Genomic DNA, 24,352 nt, shown 5'->3' with positions numbered 1-24,352 from the left:
CTGATCCGGCATAGCTCAGTTGGTAGAGCAAATGACTGTTAATCATTGGGTCGCAGGTTCGAGTCCTGCTGCCGGAGCCAATTTAAAAGGGACCGAACATTTTGTTCGGTCCCTTTTGCTTTTAGCTGTCCAGATCGTCAAAGGCCCGCCACCATGAAAACAACGAAAATTGAATTGCGTGAAGTCAAACTCGGCACGCTGTCTGGTGCCAGTCAGGGCTGGCTGATTGTGGGTCAGGATGAGGTCATTCACGGCATGGCGCACCCGATTGATGGCGAGCTCTTTACCATTTCGTCAACCACCGACCCGCGCATTCAGGCCTTTGGCTGGTGCCCGATGTTTGACAGCCTCGCCCACGTCCAGAACGACCTTGAAATCGCGCTGGCCATGCAAAGTGCGGCTGAAGTCGAAGAATGGATTGAACAATCCGAACGCTATGACGACGACAGCCACCAAGGCCACCTGCACTGATAAACAAGTGCAACGCATTGCCTGCTCCGACAGATATGTGACACTTGCATAAAAACTTTGTCGTCTCAGTGCTTTATTGATGCACAGCAACTCAATATAATTTGGCCTGACATATGATCTCGCAGCTGCAAGAATGGTATCAGGCGATGTCACGTAGATGATTGTTCACGTGACACCGCCTGATGCACTGAACCGGCCCCAGACATAACGCGGGAACACGGCCATGAGCACGATCAATCTCGACCATCTGTTTAAACCCAAATCCGTCGCCGTCATTGGCGCTTCAAACCGCCCGCATTCTGTTGGGCAGGTCATGATGAGAAACCTTCTGGCTGGTGGGTTTAAAGGGCCGATCATGCCGGTCAATCCGCACAGCCAGTCGATTGGCGGCGTTTTGGCCTACCCTGATGTCAACAGTCTTCCGGTCACGCCGGAGCTTGCGGTTATTTGCGTACCGCCAAAGGCCGTTGTGCCAACAATGGAATGCCTTGCCGACAAAGGGTGTCTTGCGGCAATTGTCCTGACTGCCGGGCTTGGCGCGGAACCCTTTGATGAGACGCGCAGCATCAAACAGGCAATGCTCGACATTGCCGCAAGCTGCAAAATGCGTCTTCTTGGCCCGAACTGTCTTGGCCTTATGGTTCCGGGCATTGGTCTAAACGCCAGTTTCAGCCATCAAAGCATTGAAAATGGTAAAATCGCCTTTGTGTCACAGTCCGGTGCGCTGTGTACCGCTGTGCTTGACTGGGCGGCCGCGCGCGGCATTGGCTTTTCGCATTTCATATCTTTGGGTGAATGCGACGATGTCGATTTTGGTGACGTAATTGATTATCTCGGGTCTGATCCACAAACCCGTGCGATCATGCTTTATATCGAATCCATTCATGAACGCCGAAGCTTTATCTCGGCTGCCCGTGCCGCATCCCGCAACAAGCCGATCCTGTGTATCAAGTCTGGCCGCTTTGCCGAAGGTGCGGCGGCTGCCGCGTCTCATACGGGCGCTCTGGCCGGGGCGGATGATGTGTTTGATGCTGCGATCAAGCGTGCGGGAGTCTTGCGTGTTTACACCGTCAGCGAAATGTTCTCAGCCGCCGAGACTCTGTCGCGCATGCGTCCGTTCCGGGGCGATAAACTGGGCATAGTCACCAATGGTGGCGGCATCGGGGTTTTGGCCGTCGATGCCCTGATTGAACGCCATGGCCATCTGGCACAGTTGAGTGACGACACCATCACCGCACTTGATGGTGTTTTGCCCAGCACATGGTCGCACGCCAACCCGGTCGATATCATTGGCGATGCGCCGGGCGAACGTTATGCCAAAACAATTGAGTGCGTTTTGAAAGACAGCAATATCGACAGCCTTTTGGTCATGCATGCCCCAACCGCGATCACCGACCCGGTCGAGGTTGCACAGGGTGTGATTGACGTCATCAAGACCAGCAAGAAAAATATCCTGACCAATTGGGTCGGCGAAGCCACCGTCGCCGAAGCCCGCAACATGTTCTACGCGGCGGGTATTCCGACCTACCGCACGCCGGAAAATGCCGTCGCGGCGTTCCAGCACATGGTCAATTACCGCAAACTGCAAGACCTTCTGATGGAAACGCCGCCCTCGATGCCGCACGACTTTACCCCGCAGATCGACAAGGCGCGACAAATCATTCATGCCGCCATTCACGCCGGGCGCGACATGCTGACCGAACCCGAAGCCAAGGCTGTCTTGGAGTGCTACGGCATCCCAACGGTTAAAACACTCGCGGCTACCTCTGTCGAAGATGCTGTCAAAACGGCCGACGACATTGGCTATCCGGTTGCCCTCAAAATCCTGTCAGATGACATCAGCCATAAATCAGATATCGGGGGCGTGGCGCTGAACCTTGACAGCAGTGACGAGGTTAAAAACGCTGCGACCAAAATGCTACGTACCGTTGAAAAGGCCTTCCCGACCGCGCGGGTTCGCGGCTTTACCGTACAGGAAATGGTCAAGCGATCCGGTGCACGCGAATTGATTGTTGGCATGACGACCGATCCGATTTTTGGCCCGGTGATCCTGTTTGGTCATGGTGGGATTGAGGTCGAAGTTGTCCGCGACCGCGCGATGGCCTTGCCACCGTTAAACATGAAGCTCGCCCGCGAACTTGTTGAAGGTACACGTATTTATAACCTTCTGAAAGGTTACCGCGACGTCCCGGCGGTCAACCTTGAAGACCTTTATATGACGCTGGTCAAGCTGTCGCAGCTTGTGGTGCATCTTGGCGAAGTTCTCGAACTTGATATGAATCCGCTGCTTGCCGATAAGGACGGAGTCATAGCCCTTGATGCGCGGATCAAGGTCACGCCAAAAGTCATCAGCGATGATAAGCGTCTGGCCATTCATCCCTATCCACGGCACCTGAAAAAGGAACTGGTGCTTGATGACGGCACAACCTATTTGCTGCGTCCGATCAAACCCGAAGACGAACCAGCGCACTATGAGTTCATGTCAAAACTCACCCCCGAAGACATTCATTTCCGCTTCTTCGGGTCGGTGCGTGAATTGCCCCATTCCGAAATGGCGCGCCAGACACAGCTTGATTACGACCGTGACATGGCGTTTCTGGCCATTGTGCCCGATGGCCCGGAACAAGGCCAAATCCACGGCATGGTGCAGGTTGTCATTGATCCGAACAATGAACATGCCGAATACGCCGTCATGGTTCGGTCCGACATCAAGGGGCGCGGTCTTGGCCGGGTACTGATGGAACAAATGATCGAATTTTGCCGCCGCAAGGGGACGGAAACCTTCATTGGTCAGGTCCTGCCCAACAACCGGCGCATGCTGACACTGTGTGAAAAACTCGGCTTTAGCCGCAAGTATCTCGCCGACGAAGAAGTCTTTGAAGTCACCCTGCCCTTACAGCGTGACCCGCAATAGAAAAACTGTCGTCCAAACATAAAAGCCCGGCTCAAATGCCGGGCTTTTTACGTATCGGACAGATCGCTAAATGCGTTTGTCTTGGATATGTTTATGCGGTTTCCATCGCCAATTTAGATCGGATATCCAAAAGCGCCTTTTCCGGATCAATGCCCTTCTGCGTCAGTGCATCTGCGGCCTCACGCTCAATCTTGCGCAATTCACCCAGCGTTGTTTGAACGTCATCAAGTTGCTGTTCAAGCTCGGAAATACGGCGACGCCCGACCAGCATCAAATGCGCAAGTTGCTCTGTCCCGCTCCGCTCGGCATCATAAAGATCGATGTATTCCTTGATGTCCTCAAGCGAAAAGCCAAGCCGTTTGCCGCGCAAAACCAGCATCAAGCGTGCCCGGTCACGGTAGTTGTAAACACGCGTGGCCCCTGCACGCTGCGGGGCAAGCAGGTTTTTGGTTTCGTAAAAACGGATTGCGCGCGGCGTGATGTCAAACTCTTCGGCCAGCTCGGTAATACTATAAAGCTTATCGTTCATGATTTTTCTTGTTTGTTAAAGACCATACGACACCATCGCAACATTAAGACATGCCAGTCAACCTATTTACGCTTACGTCACCATGACACGTCCGATGACGGCCCTAACGACAACGTCGTGGTTCTGGCCCTCTATGGCGCTGTGTTAATCCCGCGTGTTCAAAAGCTCGCGAACATATTCAAGGTTGACGGCAACAAATTGCGGTCCCTCGTAGCGTTTCCCATCTGTAATCGCGCCGGGCCACTGATCCTGATGACCTGTCCAAACGTTGCCATCGGGCATCGGGATCGCAAGGTTGCTGTCATATGGCATTTGATATGCGCAACGCAGATCAAACCGCCCGGTCAAACCATCCTCAAAAAGCGGCGTTTGCGCACTTCTTGGATCGCCAAGCACCCCCGGATATCTGTCAAAAACGGCTGGGTAGGTCACATGGTTTGCCAGATCGCCGGAAAATATCACCGGCAAAGGCCCAGATGCAGACAGTTGAAGGCCATCGGCATCGCCAAAAAACGGCTGATCGGCGGGCATAAAGTCGGGGGGCAAGGCAGATGGATCGGCATGTTCAATCGCGTTGCGCGCATTGATCAAACCGCGTGTTGTGCCCTTTTTGATGTATTTCTGACGCAGGAAAAAGCTGTTGTGAAAACAGGCTGATATGAAGTCAGGCTGCGGCACTGAACCGCCTTTGCCCAGCTTAAACACCGCCCCGCCGTTATATTCATCGCCTTCGGGTCCCGGGCGGCTATCGAACCAGCAGATATTGCCAAAATAGTACCAGAATCCGCCGCGCACACCGTCCTGTGAAAACAGTTTGTGGCAGTTGTAAAACCGGTTGCGCCCAATCCACCAGCCAACGGCGGTGGCTTCGGGTTCGACCGGATTGTCACGTATATAACTGAAATTATTATCAAAAATGCGAACGTCGCGGTTAAAGCTGCCGATGGGGGCCGCAAGGTTTTCGGCGGACACATCCATCCGGACGCCATTGTAACAATCGCGAATGTCATTGCGCGCGATCAGGACGTTGCCTGTGATGTCATCGGCCCCGAAAAACGCGCCATTGAGATAGCGAAACGGGGCTTTTCCATCGGGATGAATGTCACCGTCATGGATGTCATCCCAACGAATGCTGCGCCAGATGGTTTCATCCTGTGTCCAGCGACATTGCGTAATTTCAATGGCTTGCGTTGTGGCACCGTTGGCATACACCGCATAGGTGCCCGCCGTGATATCAAGCCTGGTGAAACACAGATCATGGCTGTTTTCGATATAGACCGCACTTGGCCAGGAGCGGATGATCGACAGGTTCTCGATCCGGATATGGGCGACATCAATCAGCTTAAATGCCGCGAACCGGTCGCGGCCGGGATTATTCGCTGAAACTGAATAATCCGGCTGATTATTCACTTTTAGTTGCGATCCGGTATCCCCGCGCAGGATGATCGGAGCACCTTCGTGACCGCTTCGTGGGAAAACCAATGGCTCGGAAAGCGGGTAATCCCCTGCAACAAGCCGTATCAGGTCGCCCGGCATGCTGTCCTTGACCGCCATATCAAGGGATTTGGTCAGTCGCCATGCGGCATCAACCCAGCATTCCTGCGCGTTTGGCGACACATATACAATCCTCATACAATTCCCTTTCGCAGCACATCCTGTGATTTTGCAAGCACGATACCGTAAAACCACCAAATGCAAAGTGTGATTGATGCAGGGCACTGACGGTGACGTCGCAAAATATCAATTCATACCTTTTGCGTTTTTGTATGATTTACTTTATTTCAAAGGGCATAGAACGATCTGAAATTGTTCGCGTAAAAGACTTCATAACAAAGGATTGCACAATGTCCCTGCCCTGCGGCTTTTTACCCAAACTTGCCCTTACTCTGGTCTTTAGCACTGCGGTCGTAGGCACGGCACAGGCGCATTTCCAGAAAATGATTCCGTCGGCCAATGTGGTCGATCAGGACAGCGGGACACAGGTGACATTTGATCTGACCTTTACCCATCCAATGACCAATGGCCCGGCGATGGAAATGGTCACACCGTTGCAGTTTGGTGTGCAGCACAATGGGGAAAAAACCGACCTTATGTCGTCGCTGACCGCCAAGACGGTGGATGGCAAGGGCGCGTTTGACGCCAAGACGACCATCAAGGCGCCGGGGGGATATGCCTTTTACCTTGAGCCGGTTCCTTACTTTGAGCCCGCAGAAGGCAAATACATCATTCAATATACCAAAACCGTTATTGATGCCTTTGATGCCGGGGAAGACTGGGACCAGATGGTCGGTTTTCCGGTTGAGATCGAACCATTGACCCGCCCGTATGGCATCTGGACCGGCAATGTCTTTTCCGGAATGGTGCGCCACAATGGCGATCCGGTCCCGTTTGCCGAAGTCGAAGTTGAATATGCCAATGATGGCAGTGTCACCTTGCCCAACGCGACATTCGCCACCCAGGTGATTAAGGCCGATGCCAACGGCATTTTCCATTACGCCATGCCAAAGGATGGCTGGTGGGTGTTTGCCGCATTGATCGAAGACGGCACGATGGCCGCCCCCAACAGCGAAGAACAAGTTCCTGTCGAGCGTGGTGGTGTGATCTGGGTGAAAACCGACGCAATGAACTGATTGGCGTGAAATGCGGGCAGGTTCCTGCCCGCTATTTTCCGTTGCGACATCCATAAAACAGGCAATCTCGATGACCTCACCCTATCGCAAATTCTTAAGTCTCCTGACCTTTCTGCTTGTTCTGCCGGTTGGAATGGCACAGGCGCATAACTTAAATGTCTTTGCGATCAGCGACGGCGAAGTGATTGAGGGATATGTCTATTTCACCGGGGGCACACGGGCGCGCAATGCGACTGTCACGTTGAAAGACGGTACTGACACCGCCCTTTTGACAACCACGGCCGACAGCGATGGCAGTTTTGCCCTGCGCGTCAGCCACCGGGCCGATTATGCCGTTTTCGCCGATACAGGGGATGGGCATATTGCAAATTTTGCACTGCCCAAAACCGAGTTTTTAGAAACCCTGCCCGAGGCAACAGATGGCGACGCCATCACGGTTAGCGCCCTTCATGACGCAGCACCCTTGGCCGATACCGCCCCCACGATTGCGCCGACCAGCACAGATGAAGACAGCGATGCCGTTTCGGGTAACGTTGCGGGTAACAATATCGGTATCAAGGGGCTGTCAGAAGGTGATTTGACGGCCTTGATCAATCGGGCGGTTGCGCGTCAGGTCGGGCCGCTGCGTGCCGAGGTCAATGCCTATCGCAATGATGTCCGCATGTCCGACATTCTGGGCGGGATCGGCATTATCATCGGGATTTTCGGTGTCGGCGCCTGGGTCCTTGCGCGCCGTCAGAGCAAGGCATAAGCGTTACTAGACCTGTTCGCCACTTTCGACCGGCCAGCGGCTGTGATGGCTGTCGATCACAAAGCGATGCTTGTGCGTGACCGGCGGGTGGAAATGTTCGTGGCGATGGCGTTCATCATCGTCAGAATGCGCATGAGCATGATCATTGGCATCCGCCGCATGGGTTTGGGTTCCCGGGTGTGCATGCGTATGGTGCGGATCATGATGGTCATGGGGATGGTCATGCCAAAAGCCCGGATGGCTGTGATGAATTTCCAGCGGATCCTTGCGCGGCCAGACTGAAACGGCCAACCCGACCCCCAGCAACGCCATGCTGCCCGACGCCAGAAAGGCAACGGATAAATCAACCAAGCCGCCCAGCCAGCCGACCATGGCATAGGCCACCAACCAACCACCATGTGACAGCGCAAAGTTTGCCGCAAAGAACGCCGATTTATCGCCGACTGCAGCCGAACGTTGCACCAGCCTGCCGCCCGGTGTTTGAGCAAATGTTGTCCCTGCCCCGGCAATGGCCCAAAGAATGGCATAGAAAACCGCGTTATCAAACCCGAGCATCATGTTGATGCCCCCAATCAGCATCGCCCCGGCGGCAAACACGATCCCTGACAACATCAATCTGCGTTCGCCAAGCAGGTCAATCACCTTGGGGATTAGGAAGGCGGCACACATCGACCCCGCCCCGGCACATGCCAGAAACACCGTCGTCATGATTTCGCTGCCGCCCAGTACCGACCGGGTCAAAACAACGGTGTTAACGATGATCATTGCACCGACACATGACACCGCAAAATAGACCGCAAGCAATCCCCGCAGGCGCGGTGTTTTAAGATAGGCCACCAAGCCAAATAGCGTGTTTTCATAAAACCCGTCGACCCGGTCTGTCTGAGCCGCAGCGGGGATGTTAGCGCTAACAATCAGGATGGCGGAGATAACAAAGGTCAGGCAATTGACGATAAACAGGCTGTCAAATTGCCAGACAAACAGTAAGGCCGCGGCGACAGCCGGACTGGCAAGGTTTTCAAGGTCATAGGCAAACCGGGCATAGGACAGCCCCTTGGTATAGGTTTTTTCATCATCAAGTATTTCGGGAATGATGGCCTGAAACACCGGCGTAAACCCGGCCGATGCCGCATTGATGACAAACACCAGAACAAAAATCTGCCAGATTTGATCAACGAACGGCAGACAGAGAACGATTGCGGCGCGCAGCACATCCAAACCGACCAGCCACGCCCGGCGCGGTACCCGATGGGCAATACCGCCCGCGACCGGCGCAATCAAAAGATACGCCACCATTTTAAGCGCCAGAACAGAGCCCAGAACAAGCCCGGCGTCCTCCCCGGCAAGATCAAATGCCAGAAGCGATAGTGCAACCGTGGTCAGGCCCGTCCCCACAAGGGACGTGATCTGTGCGCCAAACAAGTGGCGAAAGGCAGAAACAGAAAAAGGCGACATGGATGAAACCATTCATCAAAACTTACAGAGCGGCAGATGCGTTGGCGTTGGCTTTGACTGTGTCCTGTCCACGATCAGCGGCACTGCATTTTGGGGCGGAACGATCTGATAGCTTACCGCCGCGAAGTTCGAGTGTCCGGGTGGCGAGTTTGCGGCGGAAATGCGGGTCGTGTGAAATCAGGATCATGGCCTGCGGTAGACCGCGCAGGATTTCTTCAAGCCGTTCGAGGTTTTCTTCGTCCAGCGCATTGGTTGGCTCGTCGAGCAGCAGCACATCGGGGCGCATCGCCAAAACAGCCGCCACCGACACCAGCCGTTTTTCACCGCCAGATAGTTCATGGGTGATGCGTTCGCGCAAATGGCGCAGATGCAGTTGATCAAGAACGTCATCAACAATTGCCAGTGCCTCATCGCGGCTGGCGCCAAGGTTGAGCGGGCCAAAGGCGATGTCTTCGACCACAGTCGGACAAAACAGCTGATCATCAGGGTCCTGCACAATGAACCCAACCCGACAGCGCAGATCATGAAAATCGGCTTCTTGAACACGTGGCAGATCAAATGCCGATATCCGACCATGATGCGGTTTGATCAGGCCAACCAGAATGCGCAAAAGCGTGCTTTTCCCTGCCCCGTTCGGACCGGTGATAAAAAGCCGTTCCCCGGCATCAAGGGTCAGACTGACACGATCAAGCACCTTTTGCCCGGACCGATAGCCGTACGAAATATCGTTGAGTTCAATAAGCGAAGACATACATTCGATCCAACAGGACAAGTGCGCCAATCATGACGCCAAAACCAACGGCCAGTATGACGTCGCGGACCTTGAATTCCAAATGATCAATCATCGGGAAATGGCCACTAAAGCCACGGCATTTCATGGCCTCAAGCACGCGTTCCGCCCGTTCAAGGGAGCGGACAAGCAGCATACCGAAAAGATAGCCTATCGAGCGATAGGTATGGAATGTGTTACGCGCCCGAAACCCGCGCAGCTTCATCGCCATGCGCAGCCGGTGATATTCGTCATGCAGCACAGAAATATAACGCACCGTAAACATCATCAGATGCACCAGTGCCGCCGGACATTTCAAGCGATACAGGGTATGGCCCAAAGCCACCGGCGACAGGCCAGACAGCAAGCTTAGCATCATCAGGACAACCGCATTGGCCCGCACACCAATCAAAACCGCATGCATCAGGCCTTCTTTGCTGGCATCCGCCCCCAAAAGCGAAAACATCGGTGTGCCGGGTGTTGTAAAGGGCAACATCACCAGCATCACGATGATAAAGCCGTCCATCGCCGCCATGCGCTTTAAGGTCAAGCGCAGGGGAAGATCGGTCAGAAACACAGTCCCGAGGGCCACCAGAAATGCGCCAAAGGCAAATTCAACCTGATGCAAAGCCACCACCATCACAGCAAACAGGCCTGCCGCCACCACGCGCACACGCGGATCAAATGATCCGACAAACGACGGCGCAGTGCCGCCGCTTGCCTGTACGCCCAATGGCTGGTCATGCCCGAAAAGATGGCTCATGCTTGTTTATCTTTGGCTCTCAGACGGCGTGCTGCGATGTAATAGGCAATTCCGAAGAACCCGAATATATAGCCAATCCCGCCAAGAATCGATTGAAAGTCATTCTTTTCCTTATAGGCGGTAATTTCGCGGCGTAGCGGACGCAACTCATCGCGCACGATGGCCGCAATCAAGATTTCCTGTTGCTGGGTGATTGCAACATCTCCGGGAGCCGTATTGGGGCCATCACCGGTCCCTTTGGCCGGTTCACCCGTGTTTTGCGCAAGCTCATCGCCCGCGAGAACCGATGACATTTCAGAAATATCAAAGACAGTCTTGGCAATATGGCCCGCACCAAGATCGGCGCGAAAGACATGGTTGACCTGACTTGTCGGCGTATAGGTGAAAAAGCCGTCACTGTCGGTTTTGGTCTGACCAAGCTTGTTGCCCTGCGTGTCGAACACCTCAACCACTGTGTCGGCGGCCATGTCGCCATTGGAAAAGCCGATTTCGCCTTCGATATCGGTGCCACTGGCAAAAACAGATGCAATGACCTTATGGGCCTGAGCCTGTCCGGTTGCGGCAGCCAGAAGGAGTACCGTAACGGCCAGCACGGATAGAGATTTAGCCATTATTGGCCTCGCTCGTCGCCGGTGTCACTTGTGCGGCTTGCCCGGTGGCGATTGGGTACGGCGCATCATCATAGACCCGGTCATGAGCAGAGTCAGAGGCCCGCATCAGTTCCGGCTTCACCTTGCAAATCAGGTAAATGGCGGCGGCTGAAATCAGACCTTCGATGATCATGATCGGGATATGGGCAAAGAACACAAGCTTGGCGGCTGGTACGAAACCCTCGCCACTAAGCCCCAATGAGATCGCCACAAAGACGGTCGTTACCGCGATCGAAGACGCCCCGGCAATCCCGCCCCAAATGGCGGCGGTTGTCGGTGAACTTCGTGTGACCAAACCACGAAACGTCAACCCGATCAGCACCGCAGGCAGTGCAATATTGACGGTATTGACGCCGAGAACCGTCAAGCCGCCAAAGCCAAAGAAGACCGCCTGCAACAACAAGCCAACAAACAAGGCGGGAAACGCGGTCCAACCCAGCACAAGCCCGGCCAGACCGCTCATGATCAAATGCACACTGCTTGGACCAACCGGCACATGAATAAGGGATGCGACAAAGAAGGTTGCCGACAGCACGCCAGTTGCCGGAATTTTATCAATCGGCAGTTTTCGCAGGCCAAGACCGAGGCCCGCAACGGCAAGAACACCCCCGCCAATCAAAACTTCAGGAGCCAGTGCCCCGTCAACGATATGCATCTAATTTTTCCCTACACCTATTTCACATCATAGGCGCGAACCCACAGGACTGCATCCTGTGAAAGTTCTTTATCCTGATATTTCTTATCAGGACCACTGCCCAGCGCGGCAAATCCCCAAAAACCGGCCTTGGGAACGCCGAACGTGAAATACCCATTGTCATCGGAAATGGCGACAATCGCACCGCCCGGCATCGGAGATGCGGTTGGTTCTTGCGGTTGGTTATTGGCCATATCGGGTTCGGCCGCCATATATTCGATTTCAATTTCGGCCCCGGCAACCGGTTCACCTTCGGACAGGACACGACCGGTGAAGGTGGAGCCCGCAACAATATTGGTTGGACGGTTAAGCGGGACAATTTCGGTTTTCAGGCCTTGCGCATCCATCCAATCGGTCGGGATTTCATTGCGGTTGACGTAGGATTTGGTGATCTGCTGGATATAGATATCCTCGCTTTCCTCATAGTATGGCTCGGGCACCACCACCATGACGTAGTCACCACTACGTTTAAGCGTCAATGTGCCGTCATATGCCGCAGCACTATTTTCAGATCCCTTGAAGATGATTGGGGAAAGCGTTGATTTTAAATCAATATTTTCACCGCGATGCACCGCATAAAATTCAAGAGGTTCGCCCATATCCATGACATGGCCGTTCTCAAACGGGTGCCAGAAAATCAGTTTGACGGCGTGATCACCAGCTTTGGTGACATTGACTTCAGGTGTGTAGACCAACTGGAAATGCGCCTGCGCAGAGCCAGAGGCCAGTAAAGTACAGACTGCTGCGACAGCAAGCCTTAAAGGCGTTTTCAACATAGTATCGTCTCTTCCAAAAACGATGTGCGCATGGCAACGGCCCAACGCACAGGGTTAGGACAAGAACGATAGGATGGCTGGAAGCAGATGTCCGGATCGATAAAGAAACCGCATTTTCCCTGCAACCTGACGCTCACCCCGGCGTCCAACAGTTTCACATCAACCAATGTGTGGCTGATGGTCGAAGGCAGGTCTCCTGGCTCGCGGTTTTAAGAACATTGCGCCTTCCCGGTCATCACCAGTGGCATGTGCAACGTTCAAGACCGCTTACAGTTGCGGGGGCAGCCGTGGCATTGCTTAAGGGACTTTCCCACAACGCACCACGTTCCCTTTTAAGTCGATCTGATAAGGATCGACACCCAAGACAGCGTCATATTCCATCGGCGGTGATGGGGTGTCAACCATTACAATTCATACTTTTCAATATTTCGTCATACATCCGCAGAAAACTCGACGTTACGTCTTTGCCCTACTAAGATCAGCCAAACTTCAACACCCACAATCTCAAGAATAAGGGGCGGATGCGTTATGACACCTGAAACAGTTCTGGTTTTCTGGTTTAAGGAACTTGAGCAGAAGCAGTGGTTCGAGAAGGATCTGGCACTTGACCGTCACATCACCGAACGGTTTGCCGATTTCCATGCGGCGGCCAGTGCGGGGGAATTTTATCGCTGGCGCAAAACCGCCCATGGGCGTCTGGCGGAAATCATTGTTCTTGATCAGTTTTCACGCAACATGTTTCGCGACAGTCCTGCATCCTTTGCCACCGATACACTTGCCCTTGTTCTGGCACAGGAAGCGATTGCCGCAGGGGCAGACAAGAAGATTGTAAAACCCGAGGAACGGGCATTTTTGTATATGCCCTATATGCACTCGGAATCCGAGGCAATGCATGACATTGCGATGGAACTGTTTGATCAGCCCGGTCTTGAAAACAACCTGAAATTTGAAATCAAGCACAAGCAGATCATCGACCGTTTTGGTCGCTACCCGCACCGCAATGACATTCTGGGCCGGACGTCGACAGATGACGAACTGGCGTTTCTTAAAGAACCGAATTCTTCGTTCTGAGCATGAAAAAAGGGACGGTTGCCGTCCCTTTTTTGATTTCTTTCTGGTGCCGTGCGTGACGACATAAGGGTCAGATCAAAACGCCCTACCCGACATTTTTGTCGCGCACATCCCACCAGCCATCGATCAGCGCTTCGGCCTCGTCGATATAATCGGCCTTACCGGCAAGGAACGCGCCCATGGCGGCACTGCCCTTGATGCGCGCAATCGCAGGCGCATCATCGACATCGCCCCGCCAGACATCGAAAAAATGCTTCAAGGTTACCGGGCTTTGTTCTTCGATGTCTTTTTCGGTCCGGGGCAGCAAGGCAGGCCAGCGCACATCCCCGAGTTCACCATTATCGAGCATACGCAAATCGACATGTTTGAACGGGGTGCGTTCGGCCTCCCCGCCACCGCCCTTGATCACGCCAATACGCGGCAAATCAAGCAGTTTCCCGGTTTCACGATGGACATCAAGAAAGGCCGGGTGAAACACGCCAAGGAATGCGGCGCGTGCCTGCAGCGGGTTTAACAGACGCAACAAGGTGTTGACCGGGCTGCGCAACCCCAACAGCGGCCGCAGACCAATCAGTTCCTGTAACTTCGGATGCATGTGGCGCAGCGGAAGATAGGCAAACCCTTGTGACGCAATGTCAGACCGGGCTTCTTCGGCGGACATCGCCACCGGCAATTTAAGTGCCTTGACCGCTGTTTCAGTGCCGACACCATTCACAAGATGCGAATTATAGCCATGCATCAGGACCGGCACGCCGTTTTTCGACAAAAGAAGTGCGGAAAGAACAAACCACGGCAAGCCACGCGACCGACCCGCCGCATAGGACGGCCAATCCAGCATGGGACGGCCTTCTGCCTCGGCTTCGGGGCCATCATCGGTATCAAGGCGGGCGGCCTTGCGCACGGCCTCGATCATCCCGGCCAGCTCGTCGGGGGTTTCGGCCCGATAGCGCAGCATCAGCAAAAACGCGCCAAGCTGGATCGGTTCGACCTCATCGCGCAGGATCATTGAAAAGGCGTCAAACGCCTCTTCGCGGGTCAGGCTGCGTGAGCGGCCCGGCCCGCGGAAGAAAGTCCGCAAATAGCCAGAGAACGGATGTGCCTCGGGCAAGTGGTTTTCTTCCTCGAGCTGTTCAAGATGCTCGTCGGTCATTTCTGTCACCGAATTTGTTGCCAGTCTTGTTTGTTATCAGTCATGAACGCGGGTAAAGACCCACTCGGTTTCTGTCGAAAGATCATCCTGATAGCCATAGCCATCTACCGCGAATTTCTTAAGACCTTCGGGGGTCTCAAGGCGATTATCGATCATAAAGCGCGCCATCATACCGCGTGCACGCTTGGCCGAAAACCCAATAACCTTGGCAACCCCGGCTTTGACCTCTTTGAAGACCGGGGTAATGACCGGCCCTTCAAGGGTTTTGGTCTTGACCGACTTGAAATATTCGTTCGATGCCAGATTGATCAGACTGCGGTCTTTGTGGCCATCGGTCAGGCTGTTAATTTCGCGGGCAATTTTATCGCCCCAGAAGGCATACAGGTCTTTGCCGCGTGCATTGGCGAGCTTTGTACCCATTTCAAGCCGGTAGGGCTGCATCAGATCACGGGGCTTAAGCAAGCCATACAGTCCAGAGAGCATCCGAAAATGATCTTCGGCCCAGTCGATATCCTTGGCCTTCATCGTGTCGGCATCAAGCCCGACATAGGTGTCGCCGCGAAAAGCGAACATTGCCGGTTTGGCGTTGGTGCGATCAAAAGGCCGTGAGAAATGCGCAAAGCGCTGATAGTTAATATCCGCCAGATTTTCACTTATCCCCATCAGCTTCATCAAATCGCGACGGCTTTTTTTGCGAGCAACTTCAATAAGCTCCTCGGTGTCATCGAGAAACACAGGTTGGGAAACAGCCATTTCTGGCGCATCTGTTTCGAAATCCAGTTTCTTGGCCGGGGACACAACAGCAAGCATCTATCTGCCTCTTCTCTTTCATCTCTGATCATTTTGTCGTAACAAGCCACAAGGCATGGTCAATGTCTAGGGTTCAAGCCCATGTACAGGCGTATACGGCTGTACATGAATTTGGACCCTGGGCCTTATCCATAATTTCTAATCTTGCATAAAACCCGCCAAACGCAAGCCATTGGCGGATGAAAGGACCCATTATGAGTGAACAAGTTCGCGCGTCGCACATTCTTCTGATGTATGCCGGTTCGGCACGCTCGACCGCCACCCGTACCAAAGAAGAAGCCCTGACTGAAATCAACGGTCTTAAAGATCAGGTTGCCAACGGTGGTGATTTCGCAGAGCTGGCCAAAGCCAATTCCGATTGCCCGTCCGGTCAGCAGGGTGGCGATCTTGGCTTCTTTGGCCGTGGTATGATGGTTCCGGAATTTGATGCGGCTGCTTTCACCATGGACGTTGGTGCGACTTCTGATGTGGTTGAGACCGATTTCGGTTACCACCTGTTGCAGCGCACCGCCTAAGGCGACGCCCTTACAGAGACGCATTTATAAAGGTCGGCACAATGTTGCCGGCCTTTTATTTTAACCGATAGCGGCCCTTAAAAATCGACAATTGGTGCATCAAGTTCATATTCGCCTTTGTGGTCTTCGACCTCCAGCACCCAGACATCGCGGTCAAAGGCGACCTGTTTGCGCCAGTATTCGTCACAGTTAAATTCGGTTTCGCGGCCCCCGTCGGGGCCGCCGGCGACCTGCATCCAGCCCATATCGCCATCAAGGGTGGTTACGCGCGAATAAACAAAGCAGCCCGCAGCAAAGCGGTTGAGCTTGACCAGTACAGCCCCGGCGTCTTCGTTGCCCATATGGGCGATCATGGCGATGATGGATGATGACTGGCAAATCGCGATTTGACCACGCACCCAAAGGCCTGCTTTTAAACGGGGTTGCATTTACACCCCTTCCCGGCTGGCGGTGACATTTTCGGGCATCTGCAACATCAGGTTCGGGTTCGGGCAGATGTTTGCCCAGATATCCCACTCGGACGGTTTGGCAGCCCCAAAGAAATCGCCTTCGCGGTCGAGCATGTCAAAGATGATCTGAAAATGCAGATGCGGAATCCAGTCACCATTGATCGGGAAATTGCCAAACTGGCAGACAAGATCGCCCTTTTTGAAGGCTTTGCCCTTGTGTAATCCGTCAAGCGATTCAGCGCTTAGATGACCATAAAGGGTATAGAACCGAATGCCGGGTTCGGGGGTATGTTCGAGAATGATGGTCGGGCCGTAATCAAGATGCAGGTTGTTGTCGGCAAAGCTGTGCACCACACCATCCAGCGGGGCAAAGACAGGTGTCCCCGCCGGGGCGAACAGGTCAATGCCCAGATGCTGGCTGCGCGCTTCGCCGTCGGTCTTGAATTGATCGGACTGATAACACACGCGGTCTTCGCGGTAGCGCCCGATGCCGACCGGCGCATGGGCGTTTGCCAGTTGCTGCCACATGATGTCGGTCTGGTGGGCCGGGTCACTGGTGTTGCCGATCACGACATCGCCCTCACTCGAAAAATCATAGACGATTTTCGGGCAGGTTTTCAGATCACATTCCATCACCGCACCAAAATCATCGGCGTGATCGACAATCCATTGGCGCAAGCGTTCTGCATCAGGCATGGCTTCCTGGCCGCTTGCATGGCGATCAAGATAGGATTGAAACCGTTTGGTCGCATCTATTGGCATCTGAGGGGGCGGCATCTGGGCGGTCACACGCGTGGCTCCAAAACAGAAAAAGGCGGGGTGTTACAGCCCCGCCTTTTGCCTACATATATTTCGCCGTAACGGCAAGCCATTGGTTACCAGTTGGTGACTTCATATTCGCACGACACATCATCATCGTCGGTGTCGGTCAGCGCGACCGTCAAACGGCGCATCTGCGGGTTGAAGCGTTTGATGAAGTTCAGCAACAGCAGGGCTTCTTCGGACAGCTCGCCAGCGTCTTCATCATCTGCGTCAAGTTCGCACAGCTCAACCAGTTCAAGGAACAGCGCACCAAGGGCGCGTTTGACATCTTCGCCGCCCTTAAGCCCACCGGTCAGCTCGCCCAGTGGGGACAGGTCGAGTTCAAGTTTGCGCAGATCGCGGCTCATCTGGTTGATGGCGTCTTCGTCGAGCACCATTTCAGCGGCAATCATGTGGGTGCCGACTTCGTTGATGTTCATAAAGCCGACAAACTCGAACAGATCGTCCTTGGTGCGTCCGTCTTTCAGCAGTTTTTCGGTATGAGATTCGAAATCATCGAAATCAATGTCTTCGCCAAGATCGTTCTCGAGTTCGCTCATGTCACTCTCCAATGAAAATTTGCGCTGCTGATACTCTGAATTGCGGCAAAACTCAACCCGAAGCGGCAATATGACCATCAGCTATGCACATGGAACATCCCGACGATATGGCCCTCAGACCAAGCATTGCCAAAGAAGATTGCGAAGAATGCCTACATGTCAGTAGGATATAGGCCAATACGCGCCAAACATCCTTTTGCATGGATCAAATATGCCCGAATTTACCGTTCTTGATGTTGTTGCGATTTGCTGGGCGTTTGCCTGGTGGATTGGCTATACGATCTTTGCCGATGCGGGCCCGCGCAGGCGCAATTCCATTTCGGCCCATATGGCGCGCAATCGTCATCGCTGGATGGAGCAAATGCTCCAACGCGACATTCGCATGGTCGATACATCAATTGCCGGCAACCTGATTACGGGCATCAGCTTTTTCTCATCGACGACCATTCTGGTTCTGATCGGTCTGGTCGCCTTGCTTGGCTATACGCAAAAGGCGATTGAGACTGTCGCCACCCTGCCCTTTGCCGCGGTCACCACGGCGGGGGTTTGGGAATGCAAGGTGGTGCTGCTGGTGGTGATCTTTATCTATGCGTTCTTTAAGTTCACATGGGCGTTTCGGCTGTCGAATTATTGTTCGATCCTGATTGGGGCGGCACCGGACCCAAGCGATCCGGATGCAGCGCGCGCCGCCGCCCGGGCAGCACGCATGAGCATGATGTCGGCCCATAATTTCAATCGCGGCATTCGCGCCTATTTCTTCGCACTGTCCGCCCTAGCATGGTTTTACCATCCGGTGGCGTTTATCGTCTGTGCGGCATGGGTGACACTTGTGCTGTATAACCGTGAGTTCCGGTCCCATGCGCTTGAGATTCTGACCGGGCATCATTGATCGGGCGTATCGGCCTTCTGAACGCACAAAGGGCCGCTGATGCGGCCCTTTGTCGTTTAATTGTGCTTTTAGAGTTTAAGCCATCTGTCTGGGGCGGCGCAGCGCATAGACCGACACCACAAGCAAAACCAGACCAACCGGCAAGGCCGCACTATAGAGCAAGGTGATCCAGCCAGACGCGGCATAGATCGTGCCTGCCGACAACGACCCGATGGCAACCGTGCCAAATACGACAAATTCGTTGATTGCCTGCACCCGGGCCTGTTCGGACGGACGATAGTTTTCGGTCAGGAATGTCGTTGCCCCGACAAACATGAAGTTCCACGCGATACCAAGGATCACCAATGACACCCAGAAGTTGGCAAGCAGATCCTCACCGGACAAAGCAACCGCCAGACAGACGAAATTCAAGATCGCCCCGGTCTGAATGACTTTAAGCGCGCCAAAGCGTTTGATCAGATTGCCGGTAAAGAAGCCCGGCGCATACATGCCGACCACATGCCACTGAATGATAAAGGCGGCATCACCAAACACATAATCACAATCAAGGATCGCAAGTGGTGTGGCGGTCATAACAAAGCTCATTACGGCATAGCCCAAGGCACCGGCAAAAATGGCGATGATGATTGCGGGCTGGCCAAGAACGGTTTTAAGCGCACGTGCCGGTTCGACATGTTTGACACCGCGCGCATCAGGAAGACGCAATTGGCCAATGGCAATGATCAATAAGACCTGCAATCCGATCAGCGCGACAAAGGTGCCAAGGAACGGTACGGTTTCAAACCAGTCACGGGCAAAGCTGGCCAGATTGGGGCCGATAAAGGCGGATGCCAACCCACCGAGCATGGTGTAAGAAATGGCGCGTGCACGAAATTCCGGCGGGGCTGCCTCAGCCGCAGCAAACCGGTACTGCATGGCAATGGCGTTGCCAGCGCCGATGCAGGCGCAAGCCACACACAAAAGCCAGAAGTTGCTGTAATACACTGCCCCCATGCCAGACAGCGCGCCCAGCATGGCAATGCCTGAGCCCATCCAGAACCCGAAACGACGGCCAAATTTGGCCATCACCATGGCCGAAGGTGCGGTCATGGCCATCATTGCAATCATCATGAAGGCAATCGGCAGGGTCGAAAGCGACTTATCGGTGGCAAGTGAATAGCCGATAACCGCGGCGACCGTAAAAATCAGGGACATCGCACTGGCAGACAGTGCGACGCATAAGCTCAAGAACATAATGTTCCGGCGAACTTCCGGGCTGGACATTTGGGGCTCCCTTCTGGCGGTGGTGACGCGCCGTTATTTGGTTTTGTAACACAGACATGAACATTCGGGTAAAGGCCATAACTGGCAATGACTTGTCATCGACATTGCAGGTCGCAGGCTATGGTACCTTCTATGTTGCCGTGTGCGTTTCACCTGTTATATTGGCTGATCACGAAACGGGAAAGCATCAATGAACGGCCATGCCGACAAAAAGTTGATCTTTAAGGTAACTCCTGCGCGCTGCAATGGTGTCGCGGCGTTTTGTGCTGCCCCGAATGTCGCTTTTTTCAAAGAGCGAACTTGACCTCATCCTGAAATTCCTTTTCTTGTGCGTTGCGCCCGCGTAAACATGCGGGTTCGAAATGTGCATTTCACTTGTGTGCCCGCAGATAAAACAGAGTTGAGCCAACCATGATTGCCCTGACCCTTCCCGATGGCGCCGTACGCGAATTCGACGGTCCCGTTTCGGGTTTCGATGTCGCAAAAAGCATCAGTTCTTCACTGGCAAAGAAATCCTTTGCCATCATCGTCAACGGCGAAGTGCGCGACCTTGCGCGTGAGATTGACACCAATGCGACCATCGAAATCGTGACCAAAGGGCATAAAGAGGTTCTGCCCCTGATCCGTCACGATTGCGCGCATGTGATGGCCGAAGCCGTTCAGGAGCTTTATCCCGACACGCAGGTCACCATTGGCCCGTCGATTGAAAACGGCTTTTATTACGATTTCGCCCGCGAAACCCCGTTCACGCCCGACGATCTGGTCAAGATCGAAAAGCAGATGCACAAGATCGTTGAACGCAACGAGCCGATCGTGCGTGAAGTCTGGGACCGCAATGAGGCGATCAAGTTCTTCCTTGAGAAAGGCGAGGACTATAAAGCCGAAATCATCCGCGATCTGCCGGAAACCGAGACCATTACCTGTTACCGCCAAGGTGATTTCATCGATCTGTGCCGCGGCCCGCATGCGCCGTCCACGGGCAAAATCGGCAAGTCCTTCAAGCTGATGAAGGTGGCCGGTGCCTATTGGCGTGGCAATTCAGATAACGCGATGCTCCAGCGCATCTATGGGACGTGTTGGGAAAGCAAAGAAGACCTTGATGCGTATCTGCACATGCTCGAAGAAGCTGAGAAGCGCGATCACCGCCGCCTTGGCCGCGAGATGGACCTGTTCCATATGCAGGAAGAGGCCCAAGGGTCTGTCTTCTGGCATGACAAGGGGTTGAAGCTTTATCGTAAGGTCGAAACCTATATCCGCGATCGTCTTGATGATGCCGGGTATCAGGAAGTTCGTACACCGCAGCTTGTGGATCGCGTTTTATGGGAAAAATCGGGTCACTGGGAAAAGTTCCGCGAGAACATGTTCACCACCACCCCGGATGAAGATGATCCTGAAAAGGTTCTGGCGCTTAAGCCAATGAACTGCCCGTGCCATGTTCAGATTTTCCGTCTGGGCAGCAAATCCTATCGCGATTTGCCGCTGCGTATGGCGGAATTTGGCTGCTGTCACCGGAATGAGCCGTCCGGCGGCCTGCATGGCATCATGCGTGTGCGTCAGTTCATTCAGGATGATGCGCATATCTTCTGCACCGAAGACCAGATTGTCTCGGAAACCAAGATTTTCTGTGACCTCCTGAAATCAGTTTACAAGGATTTCGGTTTTACCGACATTCTTGTCAAATTCTCGGACCGTCCAGAAGTACGTGCAGGGTCCGACGAGATTTGGGACAAGGCGGAAACCGCCCTTCGTGAAGCGGCAGAAGAAGCTGGTCTTGCGCTTGAGATTAATCCGGGTGAAGGCGCGTTTTACGGGCCGAAGCTTGAATTTGTTCTGCGCGATGCGATTGGTCGTGACTGGCAGTGTGGCACGCTTCAGGCGGACTTTGTTCTGCCTGAACGTCTTGATGCATCCTATATGGGTGAAGACGGTGAAAAACACCGTCCGGTCATGCTTCACCGTGCGATCCTTGGATCACTTGAGCGTTTCATCGGTATTCTGATTGAAAACTATGCCGGTCGCCTGCCCTTGTGGCTGTCGCCGGTTCATGCGGTGATCTGCACGATTACCAATGAAGCAGATGACTACGCACATGAAGTCAAAGCCGCCCTTGCGGCCAAGGGTCTGAATGTCGAAGTCGACACCCGCAACGAAAAGATCAACTACAAGGTCCGCGAACATAGCCACGCAAAGATCCCGATGATCCTTGCCCTTGGTAAACGCGAAGCCGAAGAAAAAACCGCATCCGTGCGCCGCATCGGGTTCAAGCATCAGAAAACCTTTGGCATTGATGAGATTGCCGAGGCGATGGCTGCTGAAATTCGTGACCGCGTCATCGAAGCGGATTTCTGATCCCTTAAAGTTGATCAGATAAAAACCCAAAAACCCAAAAACCCCGCAGGCCAATTGCTTGCGGGGTTTTTCTTTGTCTATTCTATTAAGTATCGACCCGGATCATGTGCCAGTCACTTTGGATCATTCGGTGGTAATTGGGCATTGTGGCCCGCCCCTGACAGATCAATTTGTCCCGTCTGGTTCATGGTTGGTGCGGATTGATGTGCGCGTGCCTGACTGTAGGCTTCCGACGGATGACGGGCATTGCCAAAAACATCGCCGATAAAGCGCCAGATTTTTGGCACCAGCCAAATCAGCAACAAGACAAACACCGCAAACAATACAAAGAACACAACCGGATGGAACGCAACTGTATAGAGCGCGCCAAACACGGCGACGTCTTCTGTTACCGATGCAATGGTGTTTGTCACAGGTTCGGGCGATGTGTTGATCGCAGCGCGGCTGCCGGCCTTGGTAAAGTGGCTTCCGGCCGCAACGGTGCCGCCAATCAGTAACGCAATCACCGTTTGGACGTCCTCGCCCATACCAGCGTCAAGGCCACTCATTGCACCAGCGGCCAGAAGTGCACCGGCCGGGATGCGGATGAAGGTGTGGATTGCATCCCAGAGACTATCAACAAACGGGATTTTGTCGGCGACAAACTCTATCAGGTAGAACAAAACGGCAAAGGACAAGACCCACCATGACGTCAGGATTTGAAGATCCGGCGGCAGGGTTATGAGGCCGAAATTATCCATCATGCCCAGCACGACAACAGTGCCGTAAAGATTGATTCCACTGGCCCAGGCACCGCCCATTCCCAGTGCAAGTGTCTCGATTACCCCCAAAGAAATTGCCCTTTTAATGTCATGATTTTCACCAACAAGTGACTATGCAAAACTTCCCGTTGTGATAAATCACAAACTCTGTTCCGTCCCATCGAACGTATTCACAAACGATAATGACCAATGAAAGGTACGACGATGACCCTTAGTGGTAAAACCCCAAAAATAATCATGACTGTTGCGTGCGCGATGATGTTTGCAAGCCCGATGGCGGCAACCAACGCCTTGGCAATGGGCAATTCGACTTCATGGGGTTCAGGAGACACCGATCTTTCCGCCGTTACCGAACTGGTCGATGGTGGCATGTATGACAAGGCTATTGATACCATCAAGGAAATGTTGAAAGACGATCCTGAGAACGCCGACCTGTTCAACTACCTTGCCTACAGCCAGCGTAAACAGGGCGACTTTGACAGTGCCGCCCAAAATTATGAGCGGGCTTTGATGATCGATCCGGAACATGTTGGGGCGCTTGAATATCAGGGTGAGCTTTTCCTTAAGACCGGAAAGCCTGACATGGCACGCGAAAACCTTGCGCGACTTGAACAGGTTTGTGGCATGTCTTGTGATGAATACAAGGAACTGTCGGCGAAAATCGCCAACTGACACTTGAAGCAGAACCTGATCGCGAAGATGTGACACCCTATTCGTTAGGATAGCTTTTCATTTTCCTCTGAAAGCGCCATGTAAAGGCCGTTTACGGGACTCTGGAGAACGATCAAGTTATGTCTGATACCATCATGCGCAAAAGCTATACGGTCGTGTGCGTGCGCACGACCGGACAGCCGATGGAGCTTCAAACGGTCTCAGATTACGCAGCGGCGGTGAATTCCGCCAAAGAAGCCCTGACCAACAGCAAAAACACTGAAGTCCGCGTGGTGGAGAACAAATACGATTCTGCGACCCGTAAGGACAAAAAGCAGATCGTCAAAATCCTGACCCCTGAATCAAACGGGTCTGGCGGATCTGGCGGATCATCCGCCCGTAGAAATACCAAAGGTTCGCCGAGCGTATCACGCGAAGTTGCCAATCAGGCAACCAAAGGCATCGTCTACATCGTGATTGCCGTCACTGTGCTGATACTGCTGGGCGGTATCCTCGTTCCGATTGCGATGCGCTGATTAAAAAAAACCGGCTTTATCCCACCATCACCTGATGCCGCTCGGCCAATTTCCCTTCATTTTCCGCCTGATTGTTTATCCCACTGAAATTGCGGGATGCTTGACAGTATCTGAAGCGCTTGCGACAGTTGTATTTCCCTGCAAA

25 protein-coding genes, 1 tRNA gene and 1 riboswitch are annotated in these 24,352 nt (G+C 53.6%); of the genes, 11 read left to right on the top strand and 15 right to left on the bottom strand.

The genetic code is table 11. The annotated features are described in order from the left end of the window. Window positions 1-4 precede the first annotated feature (4 nt). The 3 genes from AMM48_RS17765 to AMM48_RS17755 all read left to right on the top strand — a co-directional run bounded on the left by AMM48_RS17765 (window position 5) and on the right by AMM48_RS17755 (window position 3,385). Window positions 5-80: transfer RNA gene (locus AMM48_RS17765), tRNA-Asn, on the top strand. Window positions 81-153: 73 nt separating this feature from the next. Further along, window positions 154-471: a hypothetical protein gene (locus AMM48_RS17760; protein ID WP_102785114.1), complete on the top strand. Its 318-nt coding sequence runs from the start codon at window positions 154-156 to the stop codon at window positions 469-471. Between the two features lie 223 nt (window positions 472-694). Further along, the gene (locus tag AMM48_RS17755; protein ID WP_102785113.1) at window positions 695-3,385 is read left to right on the top strand and encodes a bifunctional acetate--CoA ligase family protein/GNAT family N-acetyltransferase; all 2,691 of its coding nucleotides are present in this window, start codon (window positions 695-697) and stop codon (window positions 3,383-3,385) included. A gap of 91 nt (window positions 3,386-3,476) precedes the next feature. Here AMM48_RS17755 and AMM48_RS17750 read toward each other — a convergent pair whose 3' ends face one another. After that, window positions 3,477-3,914 carry a MerR family DNA-binding transcriptional regulator gene (locus AMM48_RS17750; RefSeq protein WP_022730744.1) on the bottom strand — a complete coding sequence of 146 codons (438 nt, stop codon included), beginning with the start codon at window positions 3,912-3,914 and terminating at the stop codon, window positions 3,477-3,479. 144 nt (window positions 3,915-4,058) lie between these two features. Further along, window positions 4,059-5,546: a hypothetical protein gene (locus AMM48_RS17745; RefSeq protein ID WP_102785112.1), complete on the bottom strand. Its 1,488-nt coding sequence runs from the start codon at window positions 5,544-5,546 to the stop codon at window positions 4,059-4,061. A 212-nt stretch (window positions 5,547-5,758) separates the two neighbouring features. On the opposite strand from AMM48_RS17745, the gene AMM48_RS17740 reads away from it, so the two are divergent. Next, complete coding sequence (locus AMM48_RS17740) at window positions 5,759-6,544, top strand: DUF4198 domain-containing protein (RefSeq protein ID WP_102785111.1); 786 nt, start codon at window positions 5,759-5,761, stop codon at window positions 6,542-6,544. 70 nt (window positions 6,545-6,614) lie between these two features. Continuing rightward, complete coding sequence (locus AMM48_RS17735) at window positions 6,615-7,295, top strand: hypothetical protein (protein ID WP_102785110.1); 681 nt, start codon at window positions 6,615-6,617, stop codon at window positions 7,293-7,295. Window positions 7,296-7,301: 6 nt separating this feature from the next. Here the strand turns inward: AMM48_RS17735 and AMM48_RS17730 are convergent, their stop codons facing one another. The 6 genes from AMM48_RS17730 to AMM48_RS17705 are packed head-to-tail and all read right to left on the bottom strand — an operon-like array spanning window position 7,302 to window position 12,402. Further along, window positions 7,302-8,750 carry an MFS transporter gene (locus AMM48_RS17730; RefSeq protein ID WP_244271283.1) on the bottom strand — a complete coding sequence of 483 codons (1,449 nt, stop codon included), beginning with the start codon at window positions 8,748-8,750 and terminating at the stop codon, window positions 7,302-7,304. Window positions 8,751-8,772: 22 nt separating this feature from the next. Further along, window positions 8,773-9,501, bottom strand: a complete 729-nt coding sequence (locus tag AMM48_RS17725; protein WP_102785108.1) for an ABC transporter ATP-binding protein — start codon at window positions 9,499-9,501, stop codon at window positions 8,773-8,775. After that, window positions 9,485-10,282, bottom strand: a complete 798-nt coding sequence (cbiQ, locus tag AMM48_RS17720) for a cobalt ECF transporter T component CbiQ (protein ID WP_102785107.1) — start codon at window positions 10,280-10,282, stop codon at window positions 9,485-9,487. Before cbiQ ends, AMM48_RS17725 begins: the two co-directional genes overlap by 17 nt. Continuing rightward, the gene (locus AMM48_RS17715) at window positions 10,279-10,893 is read right to left on the bottom strand and encodes a cobalt ABC transporter permease (protein WP_244271282.1); all 615 of its coding nucleotides are present in this window, start codon (window positions 10,891-10,893) and stop codon (window positions 10,279-10,281) included. The genes cbiQ and AMM48_RS17715 overlap by 4 nt, the downstream gene beginning before the upstream one ends. Next, window positions 10,886-11,587, bottom strand: coding sequence for a cobalt transporter CbiM (gene cbiM / locus AMM48_RS17710; RefSeq protein ID WP_102785106.1), 702 nt, complete (start codon window positions 11,585-11,587; stop codon window positions 10,886-10,888). Before cbiM ends, AMM48_RS17715 begins: the two co-directional genes overlap by 8 nt. A 17-nt stretch (window positions 11,588-11,604) precedes the next feature. Continuing rightward, a complete protein-coding gene (locus AMM48_RS17705) occupies window positions 11,605-12,402 on the bottom strand; it encodes a DUF4198 domain-containing protein (protein ID WP_102785105.1) in 798 nt (265 codons plus the stop codon). 168 nt (window positions 12,403-12,570) lie between these two features. Further along, a riboswitch (cobalamin riboswitch) is annotated at window positions 12,571-12,780 on the bottom strand. Window positions 12,781-12,930: 150 nt separating this feature from the next. Here AMM48_RS17705 and AMM48_RS17700 point away from each other — a divergent pair. After that, window positions 12,931-13,473, top strand: coding sequence for a DUF924 family protein (locus AMM48_RS17700; RefSeq protein ID WP_102785104.1), 543 nt, complete (start codon window positions 12,931-12,933; stop codon window positions 13,471-13,473). An 85-nt stretch (window positions 13,474-13,558) separates the two neighbouring features. On the opposite strand, the gene AMM48_RS17695 is transcribed toward AMM48_RS17700, so the two are convergent. Together AMM48_RS17695 and yaaA are read right to left on the bottom strand one after the other, a co-directional pair. Further along, window positions 13,559-14,623 (bottom strand): glycosyl transferase family protein, encoded by a 1,065-nt coding sequence (locus tag AMM48_RS17695; protein WP_102785103.1) that lies wholly within the window; start codon window positions 14,621-14,623, stop codon window positions 13,559-13,561. Between the two features lie 36 nt (window positions 14,624-14,659). Then, window positions 14,660-15,433 carry a peroxide stress protein YaaA gene (gene yaaA, locus AMM48_RS17690; protein WP_102785102.1) on the bottom strand — a complete coding sequence of 258 codons (774 nt, stop codon included), beginning with the start codon at window positions 15,431-15,433 and terminating at the stop codon, window positions 14,660-14,662. A 194-nt stretch (window positions 15,434-15,627) separates the two neighbouring features. Between yaaA and AMM48_RS17685 the strand changes: the two genes are divergently transcribed. Further along, a complete protein-coding gene (locus AMM48_RS17685; RefSeq protein ID WP_022730731.1) occupies window positions 15,628-15,948 on the top strand; it encodes a peptidylprolyl isomerase in 321 nt (106 codons plus the stop codon). Window positions 15,949-16,025: 77 nt separating this feature from the next. Here AMM48_RS17685 and AMM48_RS17680 read toward each other — a convergent pair whose 3' ends face one another. The 3 genes from AMM48_RS17680 to AMM48_RS17670 all read right to left on the bottom strand — a co-directional run bounded on the left by AMM48_RS17680 (window position 16,026) and on the right by AMM48_RS17670 (window position 17,758). Next, window positions 16,026-16,376, bottom strand: coding sequence for a DUF1491 family protein (locus AMM48_RS17680; protein ID WP_102785101.1), 351 nt, complete (start codon window positions 16,374-16,376; stop codon window positions 16,026-16,028). Beyond that, window positions 16,377-17,186 (bottom strand): peptidoglycan DD-metalloendopeptidase family protein, encoded by an 810-nt coding sequence (locus AMM48_RS17675; RefSeq protein WP_244271281.1) that lies wholly within the window; start codon window positions 17,184-17,186, stop codon window positions 16,377-16,379. It lies immediately after the preceding gene. Window positions 17,187-17,272: 86 nt separating this feature from the next. Further along, window positions 17,273-17,758 carry a hypothetical protein gene (locus AMM48_RS17670; protein WP_102785100.1) on the bottom strand — a complete coding sequence of 162 codons (486 nt, stop codon included), beginning with the start codon at window positions 17,756-17,758 and terminating at the stop codon, window positions 17,273-17,275. A gap of 211 nt (window positions 17,759-17,969) precedes the next feature. On the opposite strand from AMM48_RS17670, the gene AMM48_RS17665 reads away from it, so the two are divergent. Then, on the top strand, window positions 17,970-18,647 hold the full coding sequence (locus AMM48_RS17665) for a DUF599 domain-containing protein (protein ID WP_102785099.1): 678 nt from the start codon (window positions 17,970-17,972) through the stop codon (window positions 18,645-18,647). A 75-nt stretch (window positions 18,648-18,722) separates the two neighbouring features. Here the strand turns inward: AMM48_RS17665 and AMM48_RS17660 are convergent, their stop codons facing one another. Then, on the bottom strand, window positions 18,723-19,910 hold the full coding sequence (locus tag AMM48_RS17660) for an MFS transporter (protein WP_022730726.1): 1,188 nt from the start codon (window positions 19,908-19,910) through the stop codon (window positions 18,723-18,725). Between the two features lie 411 nt (window positions 19,911-20,321). Here AMM48_RS17660 and thrS point away from each other — a divergent pair, with 411 nt between their 5' ends. Continuing rightward, a complete protein-coding gene (gene thrS / locus AMM48_RS17655) occupies window positions 20,322-22,259 on the top strand; it encodes a threonine--tRNA ligase (protein WP_102785098.1) in 1,938 nt (645 codons plus the stop codon). A 113-nt stretch (window positions 22,260-22,372) separates the two neighbouring features. Here thrS and AMM48_RS17650 read toward each other — a convergent pair whose 3' ends face one another. Continuing rightward, entirely contained in the window at window positions 22,373-23,089 is a 717-nt protein-coding gene (locus tag AMM48_RS17650) for a DUF4126 domain-containing protein (protein ID WP_102785097.1), read from the bottom strand. A 120-nt stretch (window positions 23,090-23,209) separates the two neighbouring features. Between AMM48_RS17650 and AMM48_RS17645 the strand changes: the two genes are divergently transcribed. Both AMM48_RS17645 and AMM48_RS17640 read left to right on the top strand, forming a co-directional pair. Beyond that, on the top strand, window positions 23,210-23,692 hold the full coding sequence (locus AMM48_RS17645) for a tetratricopeptide repeat protein (protein WP_244271280.1): 483 nt from the start codon (window positions 23,210-23,212) through the stop codon (window positions 23,690-23,692). 119 nt (window positions 23,693-23,811) lie between these two features. Then, on the top strand, window positions 23,812-24,207 hold the full coding sequence (locus AMM48_RS17640; RefSeq protein WP_102785095.1) for a hypothetical protein: 396 nt from the start codon (window positions 23,812-23,814) through the stop codon (window positions 24,205-24,207). Window positions 24,208-24,352: the final 145 nt, after the last annotated feature.

The organism is Thalassospira sp. GB04J01, from assembly GCF_000751115.1.
Taxonomy (GTDB): Bacteria; Pseudomonadota; Alphaproteobacteria; order Rhodospirillales; family Thalassospiraceae; genus Thalassospira; species Thalassospira lucentensis.
The sequence above is the reverse complement of the archived record's forward strand: the minus strand, read 5'-3'. Positions and strand labels throughout refer to the sequence as shown.